Source organism: Streptomyces sp. NPDC046308 (assembly GCF_055588065.1).
Window position 1 is genome coordinate 72151 of record NZ_JBVJFB010000007.1, and the last position, 23731, is coordinate 95881.

A 23731-nucleotide genomic window follows, 5' to 3' on the forward strand; every position below is an offset into this window, starting at 1 on the left:
AAGCGTACGGCCAAGTTCCCCGGTTCCGCGCCGGCGCCTGCGACTCTGCCTCCCATGGAAGCGGTGCTGGCGCGGATGCGCGCCCTCGACGAGCGGCTGCCGCCGCAGGACGGTGTCGCCGTCTTCAACCGGGTCTACCTGACGGTGACGGAGACCCTGCACCACCGGATCGAGCACGGGTGCTTCCCGGCGCCCCGGCGCGCGGCGACCCTCAGCGTGCGGTTCGCGGAGCGGTACCTGACGGCGGTGGAGGCGGACCGGGCCCCGGCCTGCTGGCGCCCGCTCCTCCAGTACCGCCGCCACCCGGGGATCCGCCCGCTCCAGCACGCGCTGGCCGGGATCAACGCGCACATCGGGCACGACCTGGCGCTCGCCGTGGTGGCCACGTGCGGCGAGCTGGACTGCGAACCGCGGGCCCTGGAGGCGGACTTCGACCGGGTCGGCGACACGCTGGTCTCGCTGGAGGAGCACATCCGGGAGGACCTGATGCCGGGCCCGGACCTGCTGGAGATCGCCGACCCGCTGACCCACCTGATCGGCTCGTGGAGCCTGGAGCGCGCCCGGGCCGGCGCCTGGGCGACGGCCCGCCTCCTGTGGACCCTGCGCCGCTCCCCCGAACTGGCCGAGGAGTTCACGGCCTCCCTCGACGCGGGCGTCGGCCTGGTCGGCCGCTGCCTCCTGACCCCGACGGCCCCGAAGCCGGCCGCGGTGTACCGCAGCTGACGGCCCCGGCGCGGCTCACCGCATGTCCTCGAACCGGCGCACCTCGGCCTCGGCGGGCGTGCGGCACCCCGGGTATGAGAACGGGCCGCCGGCCCGCGTGCTGACGTTCGCGGGGCGGCGGCCCGTGATCGGGGGCCGGGAGGGTCAGTCCTCCGGGAGTTCGACCGGGGCGATCTCGTCGTAGACGTCGCCCGGGCCCGGGTTGGTGGCATCCGTGGAGCCGCCGAGGTGGTGCATGACGCCCCAGACGGCGTTGAGGGCGGTCTGGACCGCGCCCTCGGCCCAGCCGGCCGTCCAGGAGATGTCGTCGCCCGCGAGGAAGATGCCGCGCTTGTCCTCGGGGAGGCGGTCCTGCATGAAGTGGGTGAACAGGCGGCGCTGGTAGCGGTAGTGGCCCGGGAGGTTGGCCTTGAACGCGCCCATGAAGTAGGGCTCGTCCTCCCAGGAGACGGTGACCGGGTTGCCGATGATGTGCCGGCGGATGTCGACCTTCGGGTAGATCTCGCCGAGGGACTTCAGCATGACCTCCATCCGCTCGTTCGCGGACAGCGGCAGCCACTTCAGGCTGTCGTCGCACCAGGTGTACGAGAGGCAGATGACGGCGGGCTTGTCCGGGCCGTTGTCCAGCAGGTAGGTGCCGCGGGTCATCCGGTCCGTGAGCGTCATCGACATGACGTCGCGGCCGGTCTCCTCGTCCTTGTCGAGCCAGAAGGGGCGGTCGACGGGGACGAACAGCTTGGACGACTCCATGTAGTGGGTGCGCTCGATCGCCGTCCAGTGGTCGATCGGGAACAGCGTGTCGTCGCACTCGATCTTCGACAGCAGCATCCAGGACTGGGCCGTGAAGATCGCGGCGCGGTACGTGCGGATGTCGCCGGAGGAGTCGGTGACCGTGATGCGGTTGCCGGCCGTGCGGTGCAGGCGGGTGACCGCCGGGCGCGGGGTGCCGTCGTGCAGGGAGGACAGCGAGGTGCCCTGGGCCCAGTGCACGATCTTCTCGGGCTCGCGCTCCCACAGGCGCAGCGGCAGCTGCTGGGAGCCGCCCACGATGCCGCGGTGGTGGTCGTCGGCCTCGGTGTAGACGACGCGCAGGATCTCCAGGATGGAGTTCGGGAAGTCGGTGTCCCAGCCGCCCGTGCCGAAGCCGACCTGGCCGAAGATCTCGCGCTTGCGGAAGGACTTGAAGGCCTCCGACTTGCAGAGGAAGCCGTAGAAGGTCTCGTCGTCGAGCTTCTCGACGAGCTTGGCCCAGATCTCGCGGATGCGCGGGACGTCCCGCTCGCGCATCGCGGTGTTCATGTCGGAGAAGTCGGCGCCCTCGTCGAGGCAGGCGTTCCACGCGGCGGACACGTCGCGGTAGATCTGCGGGAGGTCCGCGATCGTCTCGGCGTAGTGCGTCTCGCCCTTGAGGTCGACGACCGTGGAGGGGGTGGACTCGGCGAGCGGGTTCGGGAAGGGCTCCGTCACCAGGCCGACGAGGTCGATGTAGTGCTGCAGGGCCGTGGAGGACGGCGGGAAGCGCATGGCGCCCATCTCCGCGGTGAGGCCCTCGGTCTCGGCGCCCTCGAAGCCGACGGTGCGCAGCCGGCCGCCGATCTGGTCGGCCTCGTAGACGACGGGCTTGAGGCCCATCTTCATCAGCTCGTACGCCGAGATGATGCCGGACAGCCCGCCGCCGATGACGGCGACCTCGGTGCCGAGCTCGGTCGCGGGTATCTGACCGAGACCCGCCGGGTGGGCGAGGAAGTCGTCGTACGCGTACGGGAAGTCCGGGCCGAACATGGTGATCGGCGGCTGTCCGTCGCTGTGCGGGACGGCGGTGGTGGGCACCGTGGACGTCATGGGGGTACGTCTCCTTGCGGCAGGGCTGGGGAAAGAGGGCTTAGACGAGGGAGGCGTAGAGCCCGGGGCGGCGGTCCCGCAGGTAGGGGTTGGTCTCGCGGGATGCCGCCAGCAGCTCGGGGTCGGCCTCGCCGAACACCAGCTCCTCGCCGCGTCCGGCCCGGGTCCGGGTGACCCCGTCGGGGCTCGCCAGGCAGCTGAGTCCGACGAACTCGAACTCGCCTTCCGGGCCGGTGCGGTTGACGTACGCGATGTACATCTGGTTCTCGAAGGCCCGTACGGGGACGAGCTGTTCGGCGACGAACTGGAACGGGTGCATCTGCGCGGTCGGCACCAGGAGGAGGTCGGTGCCGGCGAGCGCGTGCGCCCGGACGTTCTCGGGGAACTCCACGTCGTAGCAGATCATGATGCCGATGCGGAGGCCGCCGAGGTCCGCCTGGACGACGGGGGTGTCGCCGGGGGTGAAGGCGTCCTGTTCGAAGCAGCCGAAGAGGTGGGTCTTGCGGTAGTTAGCGAGACGCGCCCCGTCGGGGCCGATGAGCTGCGCCGCGTTGAAGACGGCGCCGTCGCCCCGCTCCGGGTAGCCGTACAGGACGGCGACGCCGTGGCGGCGGGCGATCTCGCCGATGGCGACGGCGGACGGGCCGTCGGCCGGTTCGGCGAGCCCGGGGATGTCCTGGAGGTCCAGCGCGTAGCCGGTCAGGAACATCTCCGAGGTGACGAGGAGCCCGGCCCCGCCCTGCGCGGCGCGAGCCGCCGCCTCGTCGAGCGCCTTGAGGTTCTGGGCGGTGTCGCCGAGAACTCCGGAGCTCTGGAGGAGGGCGGTGCGCAGCGCAGGCATGGACTACCTCTGGGACAGGAGGGGTGGGGTCATACGAAGGTACGTTCGCGCGCTCCACCCGGACAAGCCGTGACCGTTGCGCTGCGCGCATCGATTCGTTGCGTGTTCCCCCGCGGGTGCGGCGATTCGTTGCGCGGGGCCCGCGGAGGCTCCCGGGAAGCCCCTGCGGACCCTCGCGGACCCCCTCCTTCGACCCTGCTACGCGGCCTTGCGGAAGGCCGGGTGGCCGGCCAGGAAGCGCAGGTCGTCCAGGATGTCGGGGGTGTGGTCGGAGACGACGCGGCCGCTCCAGGTGTCGACGAGGGCCAGGACGGTCCCGGGGGCGTCGAAGTGGTGGCCGGCGGCCTCGTACGCGAGCCGTAGCGCGGTGTACCCGGCAGATTCGATGTCGGAGCCCATGTCCGAGCCGGTGCCGAGGGCGGACCCGACGCCGGTGCCGAGGGCGGAGCCGACGCCCGGGCCCGTGTGCGTGCCGAGGACCGTGGTGGCGACCGAGTCGTCCAGGCCCAGCAGGGCGAGGGCGGCGGCCACCTGCCGGGAGCGGGGACAGTCGGCGCGGAGGTAGAGGCGGTAGCGGTGCGGGACGGGGGAGAAACCGGCCCCGATGCGGCCGCGCGGGGCGGGGGCCGGGCCGGTGCGGGGCAGGACGGTGTGGGACATGGCTCTCCTGGGGTGGCGCGGGCGGCGGCCTGGGCGCACGGCGGCCAGGTCGCAGGGGTGGCCTGGGCGGGTCGCGCCCCGGGCGGGGCGGCGCTGCGCAGGCCGGCGCTCCGGGCGTCGTCGCGCACGCCCGGTCCGGGTCACTCGTCTGCGAGAGGGGTCAGCCGCGCGGGCCGAACGCGCTGCACACGCGCAGGAGGTCGATGTGCAGGCGCCGGGTCAGCCACCAGCGCCGCAGGGTCGGGGCTCCCGGTTCCGCCGTCCAGGCCGTGTCCACCGGTGCTCCACCCCCGTCCTCTTCTCGGCCTGTCCCAGGCCTGCCCCGGTCCGTCCCGGCCCGCGTCGCGGTCGTCCGCGGCGCGGTGGCTAGGCTTCGGACGACGGGCACGTGCGTCGTGGCCGTCCCCCGCAGTTTCGTGGCGGCGCCGGGGGCCGTCAAGAAGGCGGCAGCGGGACGATCGCCGCCGCCCCACGGAAGGAGTCCCGCACCCATGTCCCCCGAGACCGGAACCCTGTCCGACGGCGCTGTGCTCGACAACCCGGTCTGGGCCTCACTGACCGGAACCCACCGCGCCTTCGCCGAGCTGGGGCCCGCGGGCCTGGCCGGCCGCTACGCCTCGGACGCGTCCCCCTTCGCGGCGCTCCGCGACCCGGAGGATCCCGCGGCGTGGGCGGACCTGGCCGCGCTGGTGGGACCCGGTCAGGAGGTCTGGGTGACCGGGCTGCCGACCCCGCCGGCGGACTGGGAGACGCTGATGACGGTGCCGGGCGTGCAGCTGGACGGCCGGGCGGTACGGGCCGAGGCCGCGCCGGAGGCGGTCCCGCTGGGGCGCGCCGACGTACCGGAGATGCTGGAGCTGGTCGGGCTGACCCGGCCGGGCCCCTTCCTCGACCGGACGGTCGAGCTGGGCACGTACCTCGGGATCCGCCACGAGGGCCGGCTCGTCGCGATGGCCGGGGAGCGGATGCGGCCGGCGGGCTGGTCGGAGATCAGCGCGGTGTGCACCCACCCGGACCACCGGGGCCGGGGCCTGGCCGGCCGGCTGACCCGTGCGGTCGCGGCGGCGGTCCGCGAGCGGGGGGACAGCCCGTTCCTGCACGCGGCGGCGGCGAACACCGGCGCCGTGCGGCTCTACGAGTCGATGGGGTTCACGGTGCGCCGCCGCCCGGACTTCGTGGGGCTGCGCACACCGGCCGTGGGGGCCTGATCCGCAGGCCTTCGGTGAGGGCGGGGTTTCAGCGGGCGGCGAGCGGTCACACGCGGGACAACCCACGGAAAGGAACTGCCATGACCGACGTCTCACGCCTGCCCGGCTCCGCGCACCACTTCTGGCAGTGGCAGTCCCGGGCGGCCTGCCGGGGCCTGGGGTCCGGCCGGTTCTTCCACCCCGCCGGTGAGCGGGGCGGGGACCGCGAGGAGCGGGACGCCGCCGCGAAGCGGGTCTGCGCGGCCTGCCCGGTCTTGACGGCCTGCCGCGACCACGCCCTGCGCACCCGCGAGCCGTTCGGCGTCTGGGGCGGCCTGACGGAGGAGGAGCGCCACGCGCTCCTGGGCCCGGCGGGGATGACCTTGGCGGGGCGCGCCTAGGCGTGCGTACGACGGCCGCCCGGGCCCCGTCCCCGAGGGGCTACGCCGGTGCGCCGGAGGTGAAGCGGCGCAGCAGCGGGGAGAGGACGAGGACCGACTTGGTGCGCTCCACGAAGGGCTCGCCCGCGATGCGCTCCAGGACCCGTTCGAAGTGCCGCATGTCGGAGGCGAAGACCTGGACGAGGGCGTCCGCGTCGCCGGTGACGGTCGACGCGGACACCACCTCGGGGTATCTCTCCAGTCCTCGCCGGATGTCGTCCGGCGAGGTGTTGTGCCGACAGTAGATCTCGATGAAGCCCTCGGTCTCCCAGCCCATGGCGGCCGGGTCCACGCGCACGGTGAAGCCGGTGATGGCGCCTTCGGCGCGCAGCCGGTCCACGCGCCGCTTCACGGCGGGGGCGGAGAGCCCGACCTCGGAGCCGATGTCCGCGTAGGAGCGGCGGGCGTCCTCGGCGAGGGCGTGCACGATGCGTTCGTCGAGATCGTTCAGTCGCACGGGGGGTGAATCACTTCTGTTCAGCGGCCTCCTCGGCCGGGGCGGCCGGGTCGGCCACAGTGGCCAGGCTGGAGCGGCGCATGCCGTAGAAGAAGTAGATCACGAGCCCGACGGCCATCCAGCCACCGAAGACCAGCCAGGTGATTCCGGGCAGCTCCGTCATCAGGTAGGCGCAGAGGAGGAAGCCCACGATCGGGGTGACCGGGAAGAGCGCGACCTTGAAGGTGCGGTTCATCTCCGGGCGGGTCTTGCGCAGGATGATGACGGCCACGTTGACCAGGGCGAACGCGAAGAGCGTGCCGATGCTGGTGGCGTTCGCCAGCTCACCCAGGGGGATGAATGCGGCGAGCAGTCCGCAGAAGAGGCAGACGATGATCGTGTTGACGCGGGGGGTGCCGGTCTTCGGGTCGACCTTGGCGAAGACCTTGGGCATCAGGCCGTCGCGGGACATGGCGAAGAGGATGCGGGTCTGGCCGTAGAGGACGGCGAAGACGACGCTGGCGATGGCGACGACGGCGCCCGCGGCGAGGATGACGCTCCAGAAGGAGTGCCCGGTGACGTTCTCCATGATCTGGGCCAGGGCGGCCTCGCTGCCCTCGAACTTCTGCCACGGCATGGCGCCGACGGCGACCAGGGCGACGAGGCAGTAGATCGCGGTGACGATGGCGAGCGAGAGCATGATCGCGCGCGGCAGGTCCTTCTTCGGGTTCTTGGCTTCCTCACCGGCGGTGGAGGCGGCGTCGAAGCCGATGTACGAGAAGAACAGCATGGAGGCGGCGGTGCTGATGGCGGTGACGCCGAGGGGGGCCAGCGGGGTGTAGTTGCCGGCCTTGATGCCCATGAAGCCGATGACGCAGAAGAGCACCAGCGTCACGATCTTGACGGCGACCATGATCGAGTTGATCCGGGCGCTCTCCTTGGCCCCGCGCAGCAGGAAGACCATGCAGAGCAGGACGACGACCAGGGCGGGCAGGTTGATGTAGCCGCCCTCGCCCAGCGGGGCGGAGAAGCCCTCGGGGATGGTGAAGCCGAGGGTGCCGTCGAGCAGCTCGTTGAGGTACTGGCCCCAGCCGACGGCGACGGCCGCGACCGAGACGCCGTACTCCAGGACGAGGCACCAGCCGCAGACCCAGGCTATGAGCTCGCCCATGGTGGCGTAGGCGTAGGAGTACGAGGAGCCCGAGACGGGGATGGAGCCCGCCAGCTCGGCGTAGGAGAGCGCCGAGAAGAGCGCGGTCAGGCCCGCGAGGATGAACGCGATGAAGACGGCCGGACCGGCGATCGGGGTGGCCTCGCCGAGGACGACGAAGATGCCGGTGCCCAGGGTGGCGCCGATGCTGATCATGGTCAGCTGCCACATGGTGAGCGAGCGCTTGAGCGCTCCGCCCTCACCCTGGCCGCCCTCGGAGACCAGCTGCTCCACCGGCTTGCGGCGGAGCAGCGGGTTGACGGGCTTCGTGGCGAGCGGTGGCGCCTGGCCGTGGTCGAGCACGAGGGGACTCCTTGTCACTGCGGATCGGGGAGGTCGGGGATGAGGCGTCGACCGCGACGATCCGGAGCAGGACAGGGCCCGACGGGGGAAGGGCCTGAGCATGGGAGGACCGCCGAGCTGGCGATCCGCCACTCCACGTACAGCGAGTGAGCCTACGAGCTGAGTGATACCGCCCGTAATGCACCATCCTTGCACATTGGCGCACGATCGTTGCGCGGATCTGTCCGGGATGGCCCTTTGTTGCGTGTGGATGATCGATCGCTGCGCAGCCCTCTCCGGACCCCCTTTCTTGACACTTCGTCAGATGTGTCGCAGCGTGCCGCCCGGCGGCACAGGTGCGACCGGAAGCGGTGGATCCGGGCACGAGCGGGGTACGGGTCGCCGAGACCACGGACACACGATCGGAGGCGGAGCGTGAGCAGACCGGGCGCTGACCAGCAGTGGGCGTGGCAGGATCCGCAGCCCTTCCTGCGCGGTGTCGCCTGGCTGGACAAGGGGCGCCCGGTGCGGGCCGACCCGGCGGACACCATGCGGCTGCCCTGGGACACCGGCGAGCGGTCCACCCTGCCCATAGGGGTCCGGCTGGAGTTCACCACCGAGACCGCGCACGCGGTGGAGGTCCGCTACCGGGCGACCGTGCCCGGCCCCACCGACGCCCTGCGCGACCTCGCGCACGGCTTCGCGCTCTGGGACCGGCACGGGGTGGTCACCGAGGTGTTCACCGAACCGGCCGCGGAGGCCGTCGTACGGATCGGCCTGGGGGGCGGCACCGGCCCGTTCACCCTCCACCCTCCCGAGACCCAGTCCCCGCTGGTCCTCGGCCTGCGCGGGATCGGCGGCCCCCTCGCCCCGGCGCCGGCCGCCCCGCGCTGGGTGGTGCACGGCGACTCCATCACCGAAGGCTGGTGGTCCACCCGTCCCGCGCACGGCTGGCCGGCCGTCACCGGCCGGGCGCTCGGCTGGGACACCGTCAACCTCGGCTACGCCGGCGCGGCGCGCGGCGAGCTCGCCACCGCCGAGCAGCTCGCGGGCCTGCCCGCCGACGTCCTCACGCTCGCCTTCGGCACCAACTGCTGGTCCCGGGTGCCCTTCTCCGCGCCCCTGCTGTACGAGACCACGCGCGCCTTCCTCGACCTGGTCCGGCAGGGTCACCCGCGGACCCCGCTGCTGCTCGTCTCGCCGGTGCTGCGGCCCGACGCGGAGCGCACCCCGAACAAGCTCGGCGCCACCCTGGGCGCGCTGCGCGACGCGATGGAGCGCGCCACCCGGGACCGGATCGCCGCCGGGGACGACCGGCTCGCCGTCCTCCCGGGCCGGGACCTGCTCGGTCCCGAGCACCTGGCGGACGGCCTGCACCCCAACGACAGCGGACACCAGGTACTCGGCCTCGCTGTGGCCACGGCCCTGCGGCGCGCCGGGTTCGGCCCCGGGTGAGTGAAACAGCCCACACGGGCTCCCTTGAACGGATCCCTGCCATCAGGGCGTGTCCTGAGCACAGTTGCCGCCGCCGGGGGCGACGGCACGACAGACACCACACGTGGGAGAGATCAAGATGGGCATCAAGCGCGGAACCACCCTGGCAGCCGTCGCGATGGCGGTCGTCCTCGCGGCGACCGCATGCGGTCCGTCGGACGACAAGGCGGCCGACAGCGCCCAGCCGGCCGGTGCCGCCTCCCAGGCCCCCGCCGCGGACGGAGGGTACGGAGCCCCCGCCGCGGACGCGGGAGCGGGCGCCAAGCCCGCCGGTCAGCTGGCGATCGCCAACAACGACCAGCTGGGCGCGGTCCTCACCGACAGCGCCGGCCGCACCCTCTACCGCTTCGACAAGGACACGGCCAAGCCGCCGAAGTCGAACTGCGACGGGGACTGCGAGAAGACCTGGCCGGCGGTCGCCGCGGGCGACGCCACCGCCGCGGCGGGCATGGACCCCTCGCTGCTCGGCGAGGTCGTGCGCAGCGACGGCAGCAAGCAGCTGACGGTGGCCGGCTGGCCCGCGTACCGCTTCAACAAGGACACCAAGGCGGGCGACTTCAACGGGCAGGGCGTCGGCGGGGTGTGGTTCGCGCTCGCCCCCGACGGCAAGAAGGCCGCGAAGGCGGCGGCGCCCGCGGCCGGCGGCGCCGAGGCGGGTGCCGCGGGGGCGGGTGCGGCCGAGGCGGGTGCGGCCGAGGCGGACGCGGCGCTCACCGTGGCGAAGGACCCCAAGCTGGGCGACCACATCGTCGACGGCAAGGGCATGACCGTCTACCGGTTCAAGCCGGACACGGCGTGGCCGATGGTCTCCAAGTGCGTCGGCGACTGCCTGGCCAAGTGGCCGGTCGTCCCGCCGGTGGCCCAGGGCAACGCCAAGGGCATCATCGAGAAGAACTACCTGGTCCTCGACCGCCCGGACGGCAAGAAGCAGCAGACCGTCAACTGCTGGCCCGTCTACACCTTCACCGGCGACAAGAAGCCCGGCGACATCAACGGTCAGGGCGTGGGCGGCACCTGGTACGCCGTCGCCCCCGACGGCAAGCTCATCACCGTCCAGTAGTCCCGGGACAGCAGCCCGGGGACGGTCCGGGAACGACGGTCCGGGACACCTCCGAGCCCCCCTCCAGGCCCCCCACCACGGTCGCGCGGCCCCTGCCTCCCTCCCCCGGGGCGGGGGCCGCGCCCCGTTCCGCCGCGGCGCGGCGCTCCCTAGACTCGGCGGCATGCTGCGCGTACTTGCCGTCGACGACGAGAAGCCGCTCCTGGAGGAACTCCTCTACCTGCTGCGCTCGGACCCCCGCGTGCTCAGCGCGGAGGGCGCCTCGGACGCCACCGAGGCCCTGCGCCGGGTCACCCGGGCGCTGGAGTGCGGACCGGACGGCGCCGACGCCATCGACGTGGTGTTCCTCGACATCCACATGGCCGGGCTGACCGGTCTGGACATCGCCCGGCTGCTGGCCGGGTTCGCGCAGCCGCCGCTGATCGTGTTCGTCACCGCCCACGAGGGTTTCGCCGTACAGGCCTTCGACCTGAAGGCCGTGGACTACGTGCTCAAGCCGGTGCGCCCGCAGCGGCTGGCCGAGGCCGTCCGGCGGGCCTGCGCGCAGCTGGGCCGCGCCGAGGAGGCGCCGCCGGCCGCCGCCGAGCCGGTGGCGAGCCCGTCGGCGGCGGTGCCGTCGCAACGCCCGGCCCCCGAGGTCACGGTCGCCGACCGCGCACCGGAGCAGATCGCGGTCGAGCTGGGCGGGGTCACCCGCTTCGTGGCGATCGCCGACATCGCCTACGTCGAGGCGCAGGGCGACTACGCCCGGCTGCACACCGACGAGGGCAGCCACCTGGTGCGGATCCCCGTGTCCACGCTGGAGGAGCGCTGGGCGGCGCGCGGGTTCGTCCGGATCCACCGCCGCCATCTGGTGGCGCTGTCGCGGATCGACGAGATCCGGCTGGAGGCGGGCACGACCAGCGTCCGGGTCGGTTCGGCGGAGCTCCAGGTCAGCCGCCGGCACGCACGGGAGCTGCGGGACCTCCTGATGCGGCACGCCACTGGCTGAAAGCGGCCGCCGCCGGGGGCCGTCCGGCGCGCCCGTCCACCGGCCGGCGACCGTCCGGCGCGCGCGGGTGCCGTTCGTCGCGCGGGGAGGGACGTACGGCGATCCGCCGGAGCCGTCGGCCGCACCGCCGGCGTGAACGGCCCGCCACTGCCGTCGCCCCTGCGTATCGTGGATCTTCCGGCGCGGGAGGAGCGAGATGTCCGAGATCCAGGCGCTGGTCGACGCCCTGAGCGGACTGCCCCGCACCCCGCCCGCCGGGCCCGCCGAGGCGGAGGCGCTGCTGGCCCGGCTGCGCAGTGCGGCCGCCCGCTGGGCCGACGTCCTGTACGAGGCCCGTGAGGGCGTCCGCGAGCAGGTGCCGCCGCGTGCGGAGGCCGCCCTGACACTGGCCTTCCGGCGCGCGGAGGAGTCGTACGTGGAGCTGGAGATCGCCTTGCGGGACTGCGCCGAGCACCGCGACCCGGCTCTCTGATCCACCAGCGGCGCGGGGTCCCCGGCGCAGCCTGCGGCAGCGGCGCCGCAGGGCCGGATCGTGCCTGTTGCCGGGCCCGGGCAGGTGCATAGACTCCGGTCTCCACCCCCTCCGCCGAAGGACCGCCCGGTGAACCAGACGTACGCGCTGACCGCGGTCGCCGTCGTCGTGGTGGTCACCGTCCTGGTCGGCGCGCTGGGTCTGCGGATATCCCGGACCACCTCCGACTTCTACGTGGCCTCGCGCACGGTGGGGCCCCGGCTCAACGCGGCGGCCATCAGCGGGGAGTACCTCTCGGCCGCGTCGTTCCTCGGGGTGGCGGGGCTGGTGCTGCTCCAGGGGCCCGCGATGCTCTGGTACCCCGTGGGCTACACGGCCGGGTACGTGGTGCTGCTCGCGCTGGTCGCGGCCCCGCTGCGGCGCTCCGGCGCGTACACGCTGCCCGACTTCGCCGAGGCCCGGCTGGAGTCGCAGGCGGTGCGCCGGATCGCGGTGCTGTTCGTGGTCGGCGTGGGCTGGCTGTACCTGCTGCCGCAGTTGCAGGGCGCCGGGCTGACGCTGGAGATCCTGACCGGGGCCCCGCACTGGGTCGGCGGGCTGGTCGTGGCCTTCGTGGTGAGCGCGGCGGTGGCCGCCGGCGGGATGCGCAGCATCACCTTCGTGCAGGCCTTCCAGTACTGGCTCAAGCTCACCGCGCTGCTGGTCCCGGCCTTCTTCCTGCTGGCCGCCTGGGCGGGGGACGGGGCGCCGAGGGCCACCTTCGACGCGCCCGCGGTGTTCCGGGAGCACACCTCGGTGACCCTCGCGGAGGACGTGCGGCTGTCCCTGGACGAGCCGCTGACGGTCACGGTGACCGGGCAGGTGGACGGACGCGGCTACGTGGCCGCCCCGCTGACCCTGGCCCCCGGCGGGCATTCCGTACGGGCGCACGCGCGGCTGGAGTTCGCCCCGGACACGCCCGTCCCGGACACCCGCGCGGGATCCGGCCTCGGGGTGTCCAGCTGGTCGGAGCCGCTGTCCGGGGACCGCCCCGAGCACCGGCTGTACGCCACCTACGGGCTGATCCTGGCCACGTTCCTCGGCACGATGGGCCTGCCGCACGTGGCGGTGCGCTTCTACACCAGCCCCAACGGGCGGGCCGCCCGGCGCACCACGCTGGTCGTGCTCGGGCTGGTCGGCGCCTTCTACCTGCTGCCGCCGGTGTACGGGGCGCTGGGCCGGATCTACGCCCCCGAACTCGCCCTGACCGGCGACGCGGACGCGGCGGTGCTGGTGCTGCCCGAGCGGGTGCTCGGCGGACTGCTCGGCGAGCTGCTGGGGGCGCTGCTGGCCGGGGGTGCCTTCGCGGCGTTCCTGTCGACGGCTTCGGGGCTGACGATGGCGGTGGCCGGGGTGCTGCACCAGGACGTGCTGCCGGCGCGCGGGGTGCGCAGCTTCCGTTCGGCGGTGCTCGTGGCGATCCTGGTGCCGCTGGGCGGCAGCGTCGCGGCCACCGACGTCCCGGTGGCGGACGCGGTGGGGCTGGCCTTCGCCGTGTCGGCCTCCTCGTTCTGTCCGCTGTTGGTGCTGGGCATCTGGTGGCGCGGGCTGACCCCGCGGGGGGCGGTGGCCGGGTTGGTCACCGGTGGCGGGGCGGCCCTGAGCGCGGTGCTGGCGACCCGGACGGGGCTGGCTCCGGCGGGCTGGACGCACACGCTGCTGGCGTGGCCGGCGGTGTGGTCGGTGCCGCTCGGGTTCCTGACGATGGTGGCGGTGTCGCTGGCCACCCGCTCGCGGATCCCGGCCGGGACGGCGGCCACGCTGGCCCGGCTGCACCTGCCGGAGAACGTGGCCGTGGACCGGGCGTGGGCCTCCGCCCGGCGGAGCGAGGGGAAGGGTCCGCGGTGACGGCGGTGTGTCCGGCCCTGCCGGCCGTACTGGCGGTGGCGGGCGCGGTCCTGCTGCTGGGCGCGGGCTGGGCGGCGGGCCGCTGGCAGGCCCGGCGCGGCGAACGGGCGGCCGGGCTGGACCTCGGGACGCCGGTGGAACGGGCCACCTTCCACACCCTGCACACGGCTTCGCTGGCCGCTCCCCCGCTGCGTGCCGGGCTGACCGAGGACGCCGCCCGCAAGGCCGCCCGGCGGCTGCGCTCGCTGCTGGGCACGGAGGCGCTGTGCCTCACGGACCGGGAGTCGGTGCTGGCCTGGGACGGGCCGGGCGCCGACCACCACGAGCGGCGGGCGATGGCCCGGGTGGCGGTGATGCTGGAGTCGGGGCGCAGCCAGAGCGTGCGGACCGAGTGCCAGCGGCCCGACTGTCCGCTGAAGTGGGCGGTGGTGGCCCCGCTCACCGGTGAGGACGGGATGCTGGGCGCGCTGGTGGCGTACGGGTCGCGGGAGTCGGCGGTGCTGGTGCGGGCCGCCACGGAGGTCGCGCGGTGGGTGTCCGTACAGCTGGAGCTGTCCGAGCTGGACCGTTCGCGGACCCGGCTGATGGAGGCGGAGATCAAGGCGCTGCGGGCGCAGATATCCCCGCACTTCATCTTCAACTCGCTGGCCGCGATCGCCTCGTTCGTGCGGACCGATCCGGAGCACGCCCGGGAGCTGCTGCTGGAGTTCGCGGACTTCACCCGGTACTCCTTCCGGCGGCACGGCGACTTCACCACGCTGGCCGAGGAGTTGCGCTCGATCCAGCAGTACCTGGCGCTGGCGGGCGCCCGGTTCGGCGACCGGCTGAAGGTGACGTTGCAGGTGGCGCCGGAGGTGCTGCCGGTGGCGCTGCCGTTCCTGTGCCTGCAGCCCCTGGTGGAGAACGCCGTCAAGCACGGGCTGGAGGACTCCACCGAGGAGTGCCGGATCACCATCACCGCGCAGGACGCGGGCGCCGAAGCCGTGATCACCGTGGAGGACAACGGGGTGGGGATGGATCCGGCCCTGCTGCGCCGGATCCTGGCCGGGGAGCGCGGCGGTTCCTCCTCCGGCATCGGGCTGCCCAATGTCGACGAGCGGATCCGGCAGGTGTACGGGGACGAGTACGGGCCGGTGATCGAGACGGGCGTCGGCGCGGGCATGAAGGTCACCATCCGGATCCCCAAATACCGTGCGGGCGTGCACAGTTCACCGTCGGGACAGCAGCCCCCGCACCCCTGAGCACCCGGTCCCGTGTCATCCTGGGAGGGGCGCGACGTGACCGGCGGGGGCACCCCCCGCGGTGACTGCTGAAGGGATCGCCGACGTGCGGGTCGGGCGAGATCGGCTTCGTGACGAGTTGTGGCAATGGGTGGGCGGCGGCGCCGAGGGCGGTGGTGGGTTCCTGGTCGTGGAGGGCGAGCCCGGAGCGGGCCGGACCGACTTCGTCCGGGACGCCCTGACGCGGGCGGCGGCCCTGGGCTGCCGCGTGCGGTACGCGGCGGCAGTCGCCCCCGGGACGGAACTGCCGCTGCAGGCGGCACTGGACTGCCTGCACCCCCGCGGCCCGGACCGGGCGGCGGCCGTCGCCCTGCTGCGGGAGGCGCAGGAGGCGCCGCGGCCGGGCGGCGCCCTGCTGGCGGCGGTGGACCTGCTGACGGCCGCGGTCGAGGAGTGGTGCGCGCAGCGGCCGCTGCTGCTGGTGCTGGACGACGCGCAGTGGGCGGACGCGGCCAGTCTGCTGCTGTGGCGTCGCCTGGCCGGCCAGGCGGTGGCGGGCCGGCTGCCCCTGCTGCTGGCGGCGACCCGGCGGCCGCTGCCCGTGCGGCCCGAGCTGGATGAGCTGTGCGCGACCCCGGGTGGGCGCACGCTCCGGCTGGAGCCGCTGTCCGGGGCGGAGGCCGCCGGGCTGGTCCGGGACCTGCTGGGCGCGGAGCCCGGGCCCCGGCTGCGGGAGGCCGTCGAGCAGGCGGGCGGCAATCCGCGGCTGCTGCGGGAACTGCTCGCGCACTGGTCCGGGCTGCTGCGCGTCGACGCGGACCGCGCGGAACTCCTCGTACCCGAGGCGGAGTTGCCGCCACCGCCCGCCTCACTGACCCGCGAGCCGGGCCGGCTGCCCGCACCGGCGCGCGCCCTCCTGCGGCACGCGGCGCTGCTGGGTCCCGCCTTCACCGGGCGCGAACTGGCCCTCGTACGCGGCGGGCCGGCCCGCGACCTGCTCGCCGAACTGGAGGAGCCGGTGGCGGCCGGGCTGCTGACGGACACCGACGGCGCCCTGCGCTTTCGCCACCCGGCGCTGCGGCTGGCGCTGTACGCCGAGACCCCCGAGGCCCTGCGCGCCGCCCTGCACCAGGACGCCGCGCGGGCCTTCGCCGACGCGGGCCTGGATCCGGCCCGGACCGCCGCACAGCTGGTGCGCGGCGGCCGGCTGGCCCCGTGGGCGGTGCGCTGGCTGGCGGACTCGGCCCCGGCGCTGATCGCCGGGGCGCCGGGCGTGGCGGCCGAGCTGCTGGAGCGGGCCATCGCCCAGGGCGATCCGCGGGAGCGGGAGACCCGCGACGCGCTGGAGGAGCGGCTGGCGGACGCGGCGCTGCTGCTGCGCCGCCCGGAGTCGGTGGACCTCCTGCGCACGCTGCGCGCCCGGACCACGGACCCGGACCGGCGGGCCTCGGTGGACTTCAAACTGGTCTCCGCGCTGATGATCCAGGGCGACATGGCCCGCTCCCTGGCGGTGACCGAGCGGGCCCTGGCGGAGGAATTCCCCTCCGTCGCCCTGCGGTTGCGCCTGGAGGCCTGCCGGGTGCTGGCCCTGGCCGACCTGCACCGGGCCGCCGAGGCGTACGCGCTGGCGGAGGCGGTGGTGGTGCGGGCGCGCCGGCTGCGCGATCCGCTGTGCGGGGCGGAGGCCCACCACGCCGCCTCCTACGCGCTGTTCCACCTGGGCCGCGGCCGGGACTCGCTGCGCCACGTCGCCCAGGGGATCGCCTGCGCCCGGCGCAGCCCCGACGCCAACGACATGCGGTTGCTGCTGCTGGCCAACCAGGCGGAGGGCCACATGCGGTTCGACGAGCCGGGGACCGTGGCGGCCGCGCTGCGGGAGGCGCGCGGGCTGGCGGCGGCGACCCGTTCGACGGGACGGCTGGTGGTGACCGAGGCGCGGCTCGCCGAGTTCCACTACCGGCTGGGCGACTGGGACGAGGCCCTCGTCGGGGTGGACCGGGCGCGCGCGCTGCCGGTGTCGGACGGCTGGCTGCCGGTGGTGGTGCACGGGCTGCGGGCGCTGGTCCTGGGCCACCGCGACGAGCGGGAGGCGGCGGGGGCCGAGCTCGCGGACCTGCCGGCCGACGCCTTCGCCACGCCGACGGCCCGCCGCTACGCCTCCCACGTGCTGCTGGCCCGGGCGCTGCTGGCCGAGCGGGACGGCCGCCCGGCCGACGCACTGCAGGCGCTGGCGCCCGCGCTGGAGGACGGGGTCGAGGAGGCGGTGGCCTACGACCGCCCGTGGGTGCTGTCGGAGATCGTCCGGCTGGCCCTGGAGTGCGGGGAGACGGCCACGGCCCGGGCGGCGGTGGAGCGCTGCGGGCGGGCGGCACGAACGCTGGCCGAGTACCCGGGGCCGGCGCTGGCCCTGCTGCGCTGCCGGGGCCTGTTCGCGCAGGATCCGGAGCTGCTGGCGCAGGCGGTGGCGCGGGGCGAGCGCGGCGGGTGGCCGCTGGTGCTGGGCCACACCCTGGAGGACCTGGCGGTGGCGCGGGCCTGGCACGGCGATCTCGCCGGGGCGCGGTCGGCGCTGACGCGCGCGGTGGCGGCGTACGAGGACCTGGGCGCCCGGTGGGACATCGCCCGGGCCGACGCCCGGCTGCGCAGCCTGGGCGTGCGCCGGGGCAGCCGATCGGCGCGGCGCAGGCCGGCGAACGGCTGGGAGGCGCTTACCCCGGCCGAGCTGAAGGTGGCGCTGCTGGTGGCGCAGGGCCGATCGAACCCGGAGATCGCGAGCGCGCTGTTCCTGTCGCCGAGGACCGTGCAGACGCACGTGTCGCACATCCTGGCCAAGCTCCAGGTGCGCTCGCGGGCGGCGGTGGCGGCTCAGGCGGCCGTGGCGACGGGCGTGCCGGGGGTGCCGGGGACGGGCGGGGCGTCGGGTCCGTAGCCGGGCATGGCGGCGCGCAGGGCCCGCAGGGCGTAGTGGGTACGGGACTTCACGGTGCCCGCGGGTACCCCGAGCGCCTCGGCGGCCTCGCAGACGGATGCCCCGCGGTAGTAGATCTGCACGAGCACGGCGCGGTGCTCGGGGCTGAGCAACCGCAGGGCCCGGCGGACGTCGAGGGCGGCGACGGCCTGCTCGGTGCGGTCGTCGGCGGCGGCCTGGACGTGGGCGAGGGCCTCCGGGCCGACCTCGGCGGGCCGCACCAGGCGGGCCCGGCGGGCGTCGATGGCCAGGCGCCGGGCGACGGTGTAGAGCCAGGGCCGCATGGAGGCGTGGCTGCTCTCCAGGGCCTCGGGGTGCGTCCAGGCCCGGAAGAGGGTCTCCTGCAGGAGGTCCTCGGCGCGGTGCCGGTCGCCGAGGGTCAGGCCGAGGAGGAAGCCGTGGAGGGCCTTGCCGTGCTCGCTGTGCAGGCGGGCGAGGGCGTGCGGGTCGGTTCTGGCCACGGGGTGCCCCTTCCTGGTCGGGTCACCTCAGCGTGACCGACCGGCGCCCCGGAGTTATCCGCCGCATGACGTATCCGTCCCCCGCCTGCGCCGAACGGTCCCCCGCCACGCCGAACGGTCACACCGGTTGATCCAGCCCCGCCGGCGATTGAGGCGCGGGGGTCGGGGGCGGAGCCCCGGCGATTCAGCCCCGCCGGCGTTCGAGGCGCGGGGTCGGGGGCGGTGCCCCGGCAGCGGAGCCGCGCCCGGGAACGGCCGTGGCCCCGGCCGTCCGCCGAGGGACGGCCGGGGCCACGGAAGAGTGAGGCTAGCTCCAGCTGGCGTGCAGCGGCTTGCCCTCGGCGTAGCCGGCGGCGGACTGGATGCCGACGACCGCCTTCTCCTCGAACTCCGCCAGCGAGCCCGCGCCGGCGTACGTGCACGAGGAGCGCACACCCGCGATGATCGAGTCGATCAGGTCCTCGACGCCCGGACGGGCCGGGTCGAGGAACATGCGCGAGGTGGAGATGCCCTCCTCGAACAGGCCCTTGCGGGCACGGTCGTAGGCCGACTCCTCGCTCGTGCGGTTCTGCACCGCACGCGCCGACGCCATGCCGAACGACTCCTTGTAAAGGCGGCCGTCGGCGGACTGCTGGAGGTCGCCCGGGGACTCGTACGTACCGGCGAACCAGGAGCCGATCATCACGTTGGACGCACCGGCGGCCAGCGCCATCGCCACGTCGCGCGGGTGACGGACGCCGCCGTCGGCCCACACGTGCTTGCCGTGCTTCTTCGCCTCGGCCGCGCACTCCAGCACCGCGGAGAACTGCGGGCGGCCCACGCCGGTCATCATGCGGGTGGTGCACATGGCGCCGGGGCCCACACCGACCTTGATGATGTCGGCGCCGGCGTCGATGAGGTCCTTGACGCCCTCGGCGGCGACGATGTTGCCGGCCACGATCGGGACCTGCGGGTCCAGCGCGCGGACGGCCTTGATCGCGTTGATCATCGATTCCTGGTGGCCGTGCGCCGTGTCGATGACGAGCGTGTCCACGCCCGCGTCGAGCAGCTGCTTGGCCTTCGCCACGAAGTCGCCGTTGATGCCGACGGCGGCCGCGATGCGCAGCTTGCCGTTGGCGTCGGTCGCCGGGGTGTAGAGGGTGGCGCGCAGGGCGCCCTTGCGGGTGAGGATGCCGACGAGCTTGCCGTCCTCGTCGACGGCCGGGGCCAGCTTGCGGTGGCCGGCGTCGAGCTTGTTGAAGGCCTCACGGGGGTCGATGTCGGCGTCGAGGAGCAGCAGCTCCTTCGACATGACCTCCGAGAGCTGGGTGAAGCGGTCGACACCGGTCAGGTCGTGCTCGGTGACGACGCCCACCGGGCGGCCCTCGCCGTCGACGACGACGCCGGCGCCGTGGGCGCGCTTGGGCAGCAGGGACAGCGCGTCGGCGACGGTCTGGGTGGGTGCCAGCGTGATCGGGGTGTCGAGCACGTGGTGGCGGGTCTTCACCCAGGAGATGACGTCGGTGACGATCTCGATCGGGATGTCCTGCGGGATGACGACGATGCCGCCGCGGCGGGCGACGGTCTCGGCCATCCGGCGGCCCGCGATGGCGGTCATGTTCGCCACGACCAGCGGAATGGTGGTGCCGGTGCCGTCGGGCGAGGAGAGGTCCACGCCCTGGCGGGAACCTACCGCGGAGCGGCTCGGAACCATGAACACATCGTCGTACGTCAGGTCGTACGGCGGCTTCGAGTCATTGAGGAAACGCACGTGCTGAACATCCCAGTCGATCGGAGGTACCTCGACGGGTCAGCCGAGGAAACGCACGTACTTCATTCTCCCACGACCTGGCGTTCACACGGTCCGGTCCGATCGTCCAGGACATACCGGGCCCCCTGGTTCTTTCCTACGGGACCCTGGTCCCGGCCGGGCGGGCCGACGCGGCGGACCCCTCCCGCCGGTGCACCGGGCCCCGGCGCCGGGCCAGCGGGAGCACCGATCCTCCGTGCCGCACCGCCGTGAACTCGGCGGCGATGGCCAGGGCCGTCTCCTCGGGGGTGGCGCCGCCGAGGTCCAGCCCTATGGGTGAGCGCAACCGGGCGAGCGCGGCGTCGCTCACCCCTTCCTGCCGCAGCCGTCTCCCGCGTTCGGCGTGGGTGCGCCGCGATCCCATGGCTCCCACGTAGCCCACGGGCAGCCGCAGGGCGAGCGCCAGCAGCGGTACGTCGAACTTGGCGTCGTGGGTGAGGACGCACACGGCGGTACGGGAGTCCAGGCGGCCGGCGGCCCATTCCGCGGCGAGGTGCCGGTGCGGCCAGTCGACGAGGACCTCGTCCGCGGCGGGGAAGCGCTCCGGGGTCGCGAAGACGGGGCGGGCGTCGCACACGGTGACCCGGTGGCCGAGGAAGGCGCCGATCCGCGCGAGGGCCGCGGCGAAGTCGATGGCGCCGTAGACGATGAGCCGGGGCGGTTCGGCCGCCGATTCGACGAGCAGGGTGAGCGGTTCCCCGCAGAGTCCGCCGGCGGTGCCGAGTTCGGCGGTGCCGGTGCGGCCGGCCAGCAGCAGGGCCCGTACCTGCCCGGCCGCGGCCCGGTCCAGGGCGGGGCCGCCGGCGAGCCCGCCCTCGTAGGAGCCGTCGGCGTGGACGGCGAGCGCCCGGCCGAGCTGGCGGGGCGGGCCGCAGACCACGCGGGCGAGCGCGGCGCGGCTCCCCGCCGCGGCGGCGTCGAGCACCGCGCCGAGCACGGGCCGCACGGGGTCGGCTCCGCGCACCGGGGTGACCAGCACGTCCAGGACTCCCCCGCAGGTCAGGCCCACCGCGAAGGCGTCGTCGTCGCTGTAGCCGAAGCGGTGCAGGCCGCCTTCGCCGGAGGCGATGGCGTCGAGGCACAGCTCGTGCACGGCGGATTCCACGCAGCCCCCGGAGATCGAGCCGAGGGCGGTGCCCCGGGCGTCGACGGCGAGGGAGGCGCCGGGGCCGCGCGGGGCGCTCCCGCTGACCGCCACCACGGTGGCCAGCGCGAATTCCCGCTCGGCGGCACACCACGCGCGTAGCTCGTCGGCTATGTCGAGCATCAGCGGATGTACTCGCGGCGCGGGGTCTGGCCGGGGAGGTACGGGCGCGGCGGCAGTACGGCCGGGGTCGCCGGCCGGGCCGGGGCGGGCCGGGCCGCGGGGGCGGCCGGCCGGGTGACGGCGGGGCGGGCGGGCTCGGGGTGGCCGCCGGGGAGCTCGGGCCGGGTGGCGAGCAGTCGGGCGGCGTGGGCCACGCTCGCGAGGGTGGCGTGGTGGTGCCAGCCGCGGAAGGAGCGGCCCTCGAAGTCGCGGATGCCCACCGGTTCGCAGGTCTCGGTGAAGTCCAGGGAGACCCGGTCGGTGAGTTTGGCGAGCAGGAAGAGCTGGGCGAGCGGGCGGTCACCGATGTTGGTGATCCAGAACTCGGAGGGCAGCAGGGCGGCTTCGGTCCAGGCTCCGACCAGCAGCAGCGGGGTGGGCGGCGCGGGCATGGGCCGGTCCTCGCAGGGGGTGGCGAGGATGGAGGCCGAGGTCAGCAGGGTCACCGCGCCTTCGGCCCGGCCGTGCCGCGTCCATTCGACGACGCGGCGCTGGGAGCGCAGGGAGTCGATGAGTTCGCGGGCGGGGGCGGTGTGCGGTCCGGGTTTGTGCCGGCCGGCGCCGCCGAAGGAGACGGGCAGGGAGCCGTCGACCTTGAAGACGAAGGGGATGTCCTGCTGCGCGAAGGACTCGATGCACTGCGGGAGATCGCCGTTGGCGACCTCCATCACCACGGGCCGGCGCTGGAGTTGCCAGGTCGCGGCCATCCGCTGGACGGCGTGTACGGCGTCCTGGGCGGGGGTGAGGGAGCGGGCGGTGTCGGGGATGCCGGCCCGTCGGCGGCGCAGGAGTTCGCTGGTCCAGGGCCCGGGGAGGGTGAGGGTCCATTCGACCGGGAAGCTGGCCTCGCTGGAGGCGAGCCAGATCCCGCTCGCCTGCTGACAGTTGGCGGTGCGGCCGAGCTGGGGGACGAACTGCCGGCCGACGCCGACCGAGCGGTCGCCGGCCTTCTCTATCACCATGGGCTGGAGCACCCAGGCCAGGGGGCGCTGCGCGGTGCGTTCGAGGTGCTGGGCGAGGGAGCGGCGGACGGGGGTCCAGTCCCAGGGGGACTTGCTGATGAACTGCTGGAGGCTCTGCTCGACGGAACTGGCCCCTGTTCCGGCTATGTTACGGATTGTTTTCTTCCCGGTGGTCCGCACCAATCCGTTCAGATAAACGCGGGCCCAGTTTCGCTGGTCCCGCCGGGGTAAGGACTCGAAGAGCAGAGAGATCAGGACGTCGATCAATTCGGAGATTTCCTTCGTGGAATCCTCCGGCAGGACTACGCGAGCCATCTGGGCCTCCCCCGCGACCAGCTAGATCCAATACCCTACTTGACCGCGGAGAACGGCCGTAGGCCCCGGCGGCTACTTCCTGAGGTCGCTGGCAGTTTCGAGCCGCTCTTCCTCTACCACGAGGGGGATGGGGATCTGGTTCGCCGCATAGTAGATCGCGATCAGGAAGTGTGCGACAAGCGTGAGCGTCGCCGAGTAGAAGGCAAGGACGACGGTGAGGGGGTAGGCGATGGCGCCGAGGCCGAAACGCACCCGTGTGGCGCGTGCGCCCTCCCGGTCCACCTTTTCGTGGAAGAGGTGGCCGACCCGGGTGACGTACCACCAGAAAGCCAGGAACGCCAAGGCGTAGGCCACGGTGACGCCGCTGTAGAGGACGGCCGCGGCATTGGCGGAGCCGCCTTCCTCCATGAGGTGTTCGGCGAGGACGTTGGTGGTGTAAGGAACCACCGATACCACCATCAGCACCAGGAGATTCAGGAACAACAAGGGGCGGTCGACCCTCCTCAGGTGACTGAAGATGGTGTGGTGATTCACCCACATCACGCCGATGATGAGGAAACTCACGACGTAGGCGGCGTAATGGGGCCATTGTTCCCGGACGCCGTGCCAGAACTCGGAACCCGTTTCTTCCGGAACCTTTAATTCCAGAACGAGGATGGTGATGATGACGGCGAATACTCCGTCACTGAATGCCTCGATCCGCCCGGTTTCGTTTTCCATTGCCTCCCCTTTGCCACCGCTCGCATATATGCGCCGTCTGCACACGCACGGTATGCCACACATACGGGGAGGGCGTTCTCCCGCCCTCCCCGCACACGCTACCCAGGTTTCGGCCGTCAGCCGCCGAAGCCGGCGGTCTGCCGCCAGATTCGGCCATCGCGGACGACGAGTGTCCCGAACGCGTGCTCCGGTTCGCCGTTCAGGTTCATGATCGCCCGGTAGAAGATGGTGTCCTCGGTCTCGACGTACTCCTGGAGTTCGACGAGGGTGGGCTTCACCGTGAGATAGCCGGTGAACGTCTCGCGAACGGCTTCGATGCCGACCGAGACCCCCTCGAAGCGCAGCAGCACGGCGTCGTCGGTGTAGTTCTTCATCACCGCCTCGATGTCCAGGGCCGCCAGCGCTTCCATCTGGCGGACGAACACCGGGTGCAGCTTGGAGATGTCGTACTTGGCCATGTCGACT

The 23731-nt window shown here is 73.6% G+C and carries 21 protein-coding genes; 10 read left to right on the forward strand and 11 right to left on the reverse strand.

Annotation, left to right across the window (positions count from 1 at the left end; translation table 11 throughout):
- The first annotated feature begins 54 nt into the window (after positions 1-54).
- Entirely contained in the window at positions 55-723 is a 669-nt protein-coding gene (locus ACZ6JT_RS26270) for a DUF5995 family protein (protein WP_469213411.1), read from the forward strand.
- Between the two features lie 144 nt (positions 724-867).
- Here the strand turns inward: ACZ6JT_RS26270 and ACZ6JT_RS26275 are convergent, their stop codons facing one another.
- The 3 genes from ACZ6JT_RS26275 to ACZ6JT_RS26285 all read right to left on the reverse strand — a co-directional run bounded on the left by ACZ6JT_RS26275 (position 868) and on the right by ACZ6JT_RS26285 (position 4066).
- Positions 868-2565 carry a flavin monoamine oxidase family protein gene (locus ACZ6JT_RS26275; protein ID WP_469213412.1) on the reverse strand — a complete coding sequence of 566 codons (1698 nt, stop codon included), beginning with the start codon at positions 2563-2565 and terminating at the stop codon, positions 868-870.
- Between the two features lie 40 nt (positions 2566-2605).
- A complete protein-coding gene (locus tag ACZ6JT_RS26280; protein ID WP_469213414.1) occupies positions 2606-3406 on the reverse strand; it encodes a carbon-nitrogen hydrolase family protein in 801 nt (266 codons plus the stop codon).
- 198 nt (positions 3407-3604) lie between these two features.
- Entirely contained in the window at positions 3605-4066 is a 462-nt protein-coding gene (locus ACZ6JT_RS26285) for a hypothetical protein (RefSeq protein WP_469213416.1), read from the reverse strand.
- A 491-nt stretch (positions 4067-4557) separates the two neighbouring features.
- Between ACZ6JT_RS26285 and ACZ6JT_RS26290 the strand changes: the two genes are divergently transcribed.
- Positions 4558-5274: a GNAT family N-acetyltransferase gene (locus ACZ6JT_RS26290; RefSeq protein WP_469213417.1), complete on the forward strand. Its 717-nt coding sequence runs from the start codon at positions 4558-4560 to the stop codon at positions 5272-5274.
- 80 nt (positions 5275-5354) lie between these two features.
- Positions 5355-5654 carry a WhiB family transcriptional regulator gene (locus ACZ6JT_RS26295; protein WP_469213419.1) on the forward strand — a complete coding sequence of 100 codons (300 nt, stop codon included), beginning with the start codon at positions 5355-5357 and terminating at the stop codon, positions 5652-5654.
- A 40-nt stretch (positions 5655-5694) separates the two neighbouring features.
- Here ACZ6JT_RS26295 and ACZ6JT_RS26300 read toward each other — a convergent pair whose 3' ends face one another.
- Together ACZ6JT_RS26300 and ACZ6JT_RS26305 are read right to left on the reverse strand one after the other, a co-directional pair.
- Positions 5695-6150 (reverse strand): Lrp/AsnC family transcriptional regulator, encoded by a 456-nt coding sequence (locus ACZ6JT_RS26300; RefSeq protein ID WP_007262967.1) that lies wholly within the window; start codon positions 6148-6150, stop codon positions 5695-5697.
- A 10-nt stretch (positions 6151-6160) separates the two neighbouring features.
- A complete protein-coding gene (locus ACZ6JT_RS26305) occupies positions 6161-7642 on the reverse strand; it encodes an amino acid permease (protein WP_469213421.1) in 1482 nt (493 codons plus the stop codon).
- Positions 7643-8056: 414 nt separating this feature from the next.
- Between ACZ6JT_RS26305 and ACZ6JT_RS26310 the strand changes: the two genes are divergently transcribed.
- From ACZ6JT_RS26310 to ACZ6JT_RS26340, 7 genes are all read left to right on the forward strand, one after another.
- Entirely contained in the window at positions 8057-9076 is a 1020-nt protein-coding gene (locus ACZ6JT_RS26310; RefSeq protein ID WP_469213424.1) for a GDSL-type esterase/lipase family protein, read from the forward strand.
- Between the two features lie 118 nt (positions 9077-9194).
- Entirely contained in the window at positions 9195-10175 is a 981-nt protein-coding gene (locus ACZ6JT_RS26315; RefSeq protein WP_469213897.1) for an SCO0930 family lipoprotein, read from the forward strand.
- A gap of 163 nt (positions 10176-10338) precedes the next feature.
- On the forward strand, positions 10339-11166 hold the full coding sequence (locus tag ACZ6JT_RS26320) for a LytR/AlgR family response regulator transcription factor (protein ID WP_469213426.1): 828 nt from the start codon (positions 10339-10341) through the stop codon (positions 11164-11166).
- Between the two features lie 196 nt (positions 11167-11362).
- On the forward strand, positions 11363-11638 hold the full coding sequence (locus ACZ6JT_RS26325; RefSeq protein WP_365480391.1) for a hypothetical protein: 276 nt from the start codon (positions 11363-11365) through the stop codon (positions 11636-11638).
- A 129-nt stretch (positions 11639-11767) separates the two neighbouring features.
- The gene (locus tag ACZ6JT_RS26330) at positions 11768-13525 is read left to right on the forward strand and encodes a sodium/solute symporter (protein WP_469213428.1); all 1758 of its coding nucleotides are present in this window, start codon (positions 11768-11770) and stop codon (positions 13523-13525) included.
- Positions 13526-13530: 5 nt separating this feature from the next.
- On the forward strand, positions 13531-14766 hold the full coding sequence (locus ACZ6JT_RS26335; RefSeq protein ID WP_469213899.1) for a sensor histidine kinase: 1236 nt from the start codon (positions 13531-13533) through the stop codon (positions 14764-14766).
- Positions 14767-14851: 85 nt separating this feature from the next.
- The gene (locus ACZ6JT_RS26340) at positions 14852-17674 is read left to right on the forward strand and encodes an ATP-binding protein (protein ID WP_469213901.1); all 2823 of its coding nucleotides are present in this window, start codon (positions 14852-14854) and stop codon (positions 17672-17674) included.
- Here ACZ6JT_RS26340 and ACZ6JT_RS26345 read toward each other — a convergent pair.
- The 6 genes from ACZ6JT_RS26345 to ACZ6JT_RS26370 all read right to left on the reverse strand — a co-directional run bounded on the left by ACZ6JT_RS26345 (position 17611) and on the right by ACZ6JT_RS26370 (position 23724).
- Positions 17611-18174, reverse strand: coding sequence for a sigma-70 family RNA polymerase sigma factor (locus ACZ6JT_RS26345; RefSeq protein WP_469213430.1), 564 nt, complete (start codon positions 18172-18174; stop codon positions 17611-17613). The genes ACZ6JT_RS26340 and ACZ6JT_RS26345 overlap by 64 nt on opposite strands.
- Positions 18175-18481: 307 nt before the next feature.
- On the reverse strand, positions 18482-19924 hold the full coding sequence (locus ACZ6JT_RS26350; RefSeq protein WP_469213432.1) for a GuaB1 family IMP dehydrogenase-related protein: 1443 nt from the start codon (positions 19922-19924) through the stop codon (positions 18482-18484).
- A gap of 136 nt (positions 19925-20060) precedes the next feature.
- Positions 20061-21230, reverse strand: a complete 1170-nt coding sequence (locus ACZ6JT_RS26355) for an XdhC family protein (RefSeq protein WP_469213433.1) — start codon at positions 21228-21230, stop codon at positions 20061-20063.
- The gene (locus tag ACZ6JT_RS26360; protein WP_469213435.1) at positions 21230-22546 is read right to left on the reverse strand and encodes an IS701 family transposase; all 1317 of its coding nucleotides are present in this window, start codon (positions 22544-22546) and stop codon (positions 21230-21232) included. Before ACZ6JT_RS26360 ends, ACZ6JT_RS26355 begins: the two co-directional genes overlap by 1 nt.
- Positions 22547-22618: 72 nt before the next feature.
- On the reverse strand, positions 22619-23266 hold the full coding sequence (locus ACZ6JT_RS26365) for a TMEM175 family protein (RefSeq protein WP_469213437.1): 648 nt from the start codon (positions 23264-23266) through the stop codon (positions 22619-22621).
- Positions 23267-23382: 116 nt separating this feature from the next.
- Positions 23383-23724 carry a nuclear transport factor 2 family protein gene (locus ACZ6JT_RS26370; RefSeq protein ID WP_389019721.1) on the reverse strand — a complete coding sequence of 114 codons (342 nt, stop codon included), beginning with the start codon at positions 23722-23724 and terminating at the stop codon, positions 23383-23385.
- Between the last annotated feature and the right edge of the window lie 7 nt (positions 23725-23731).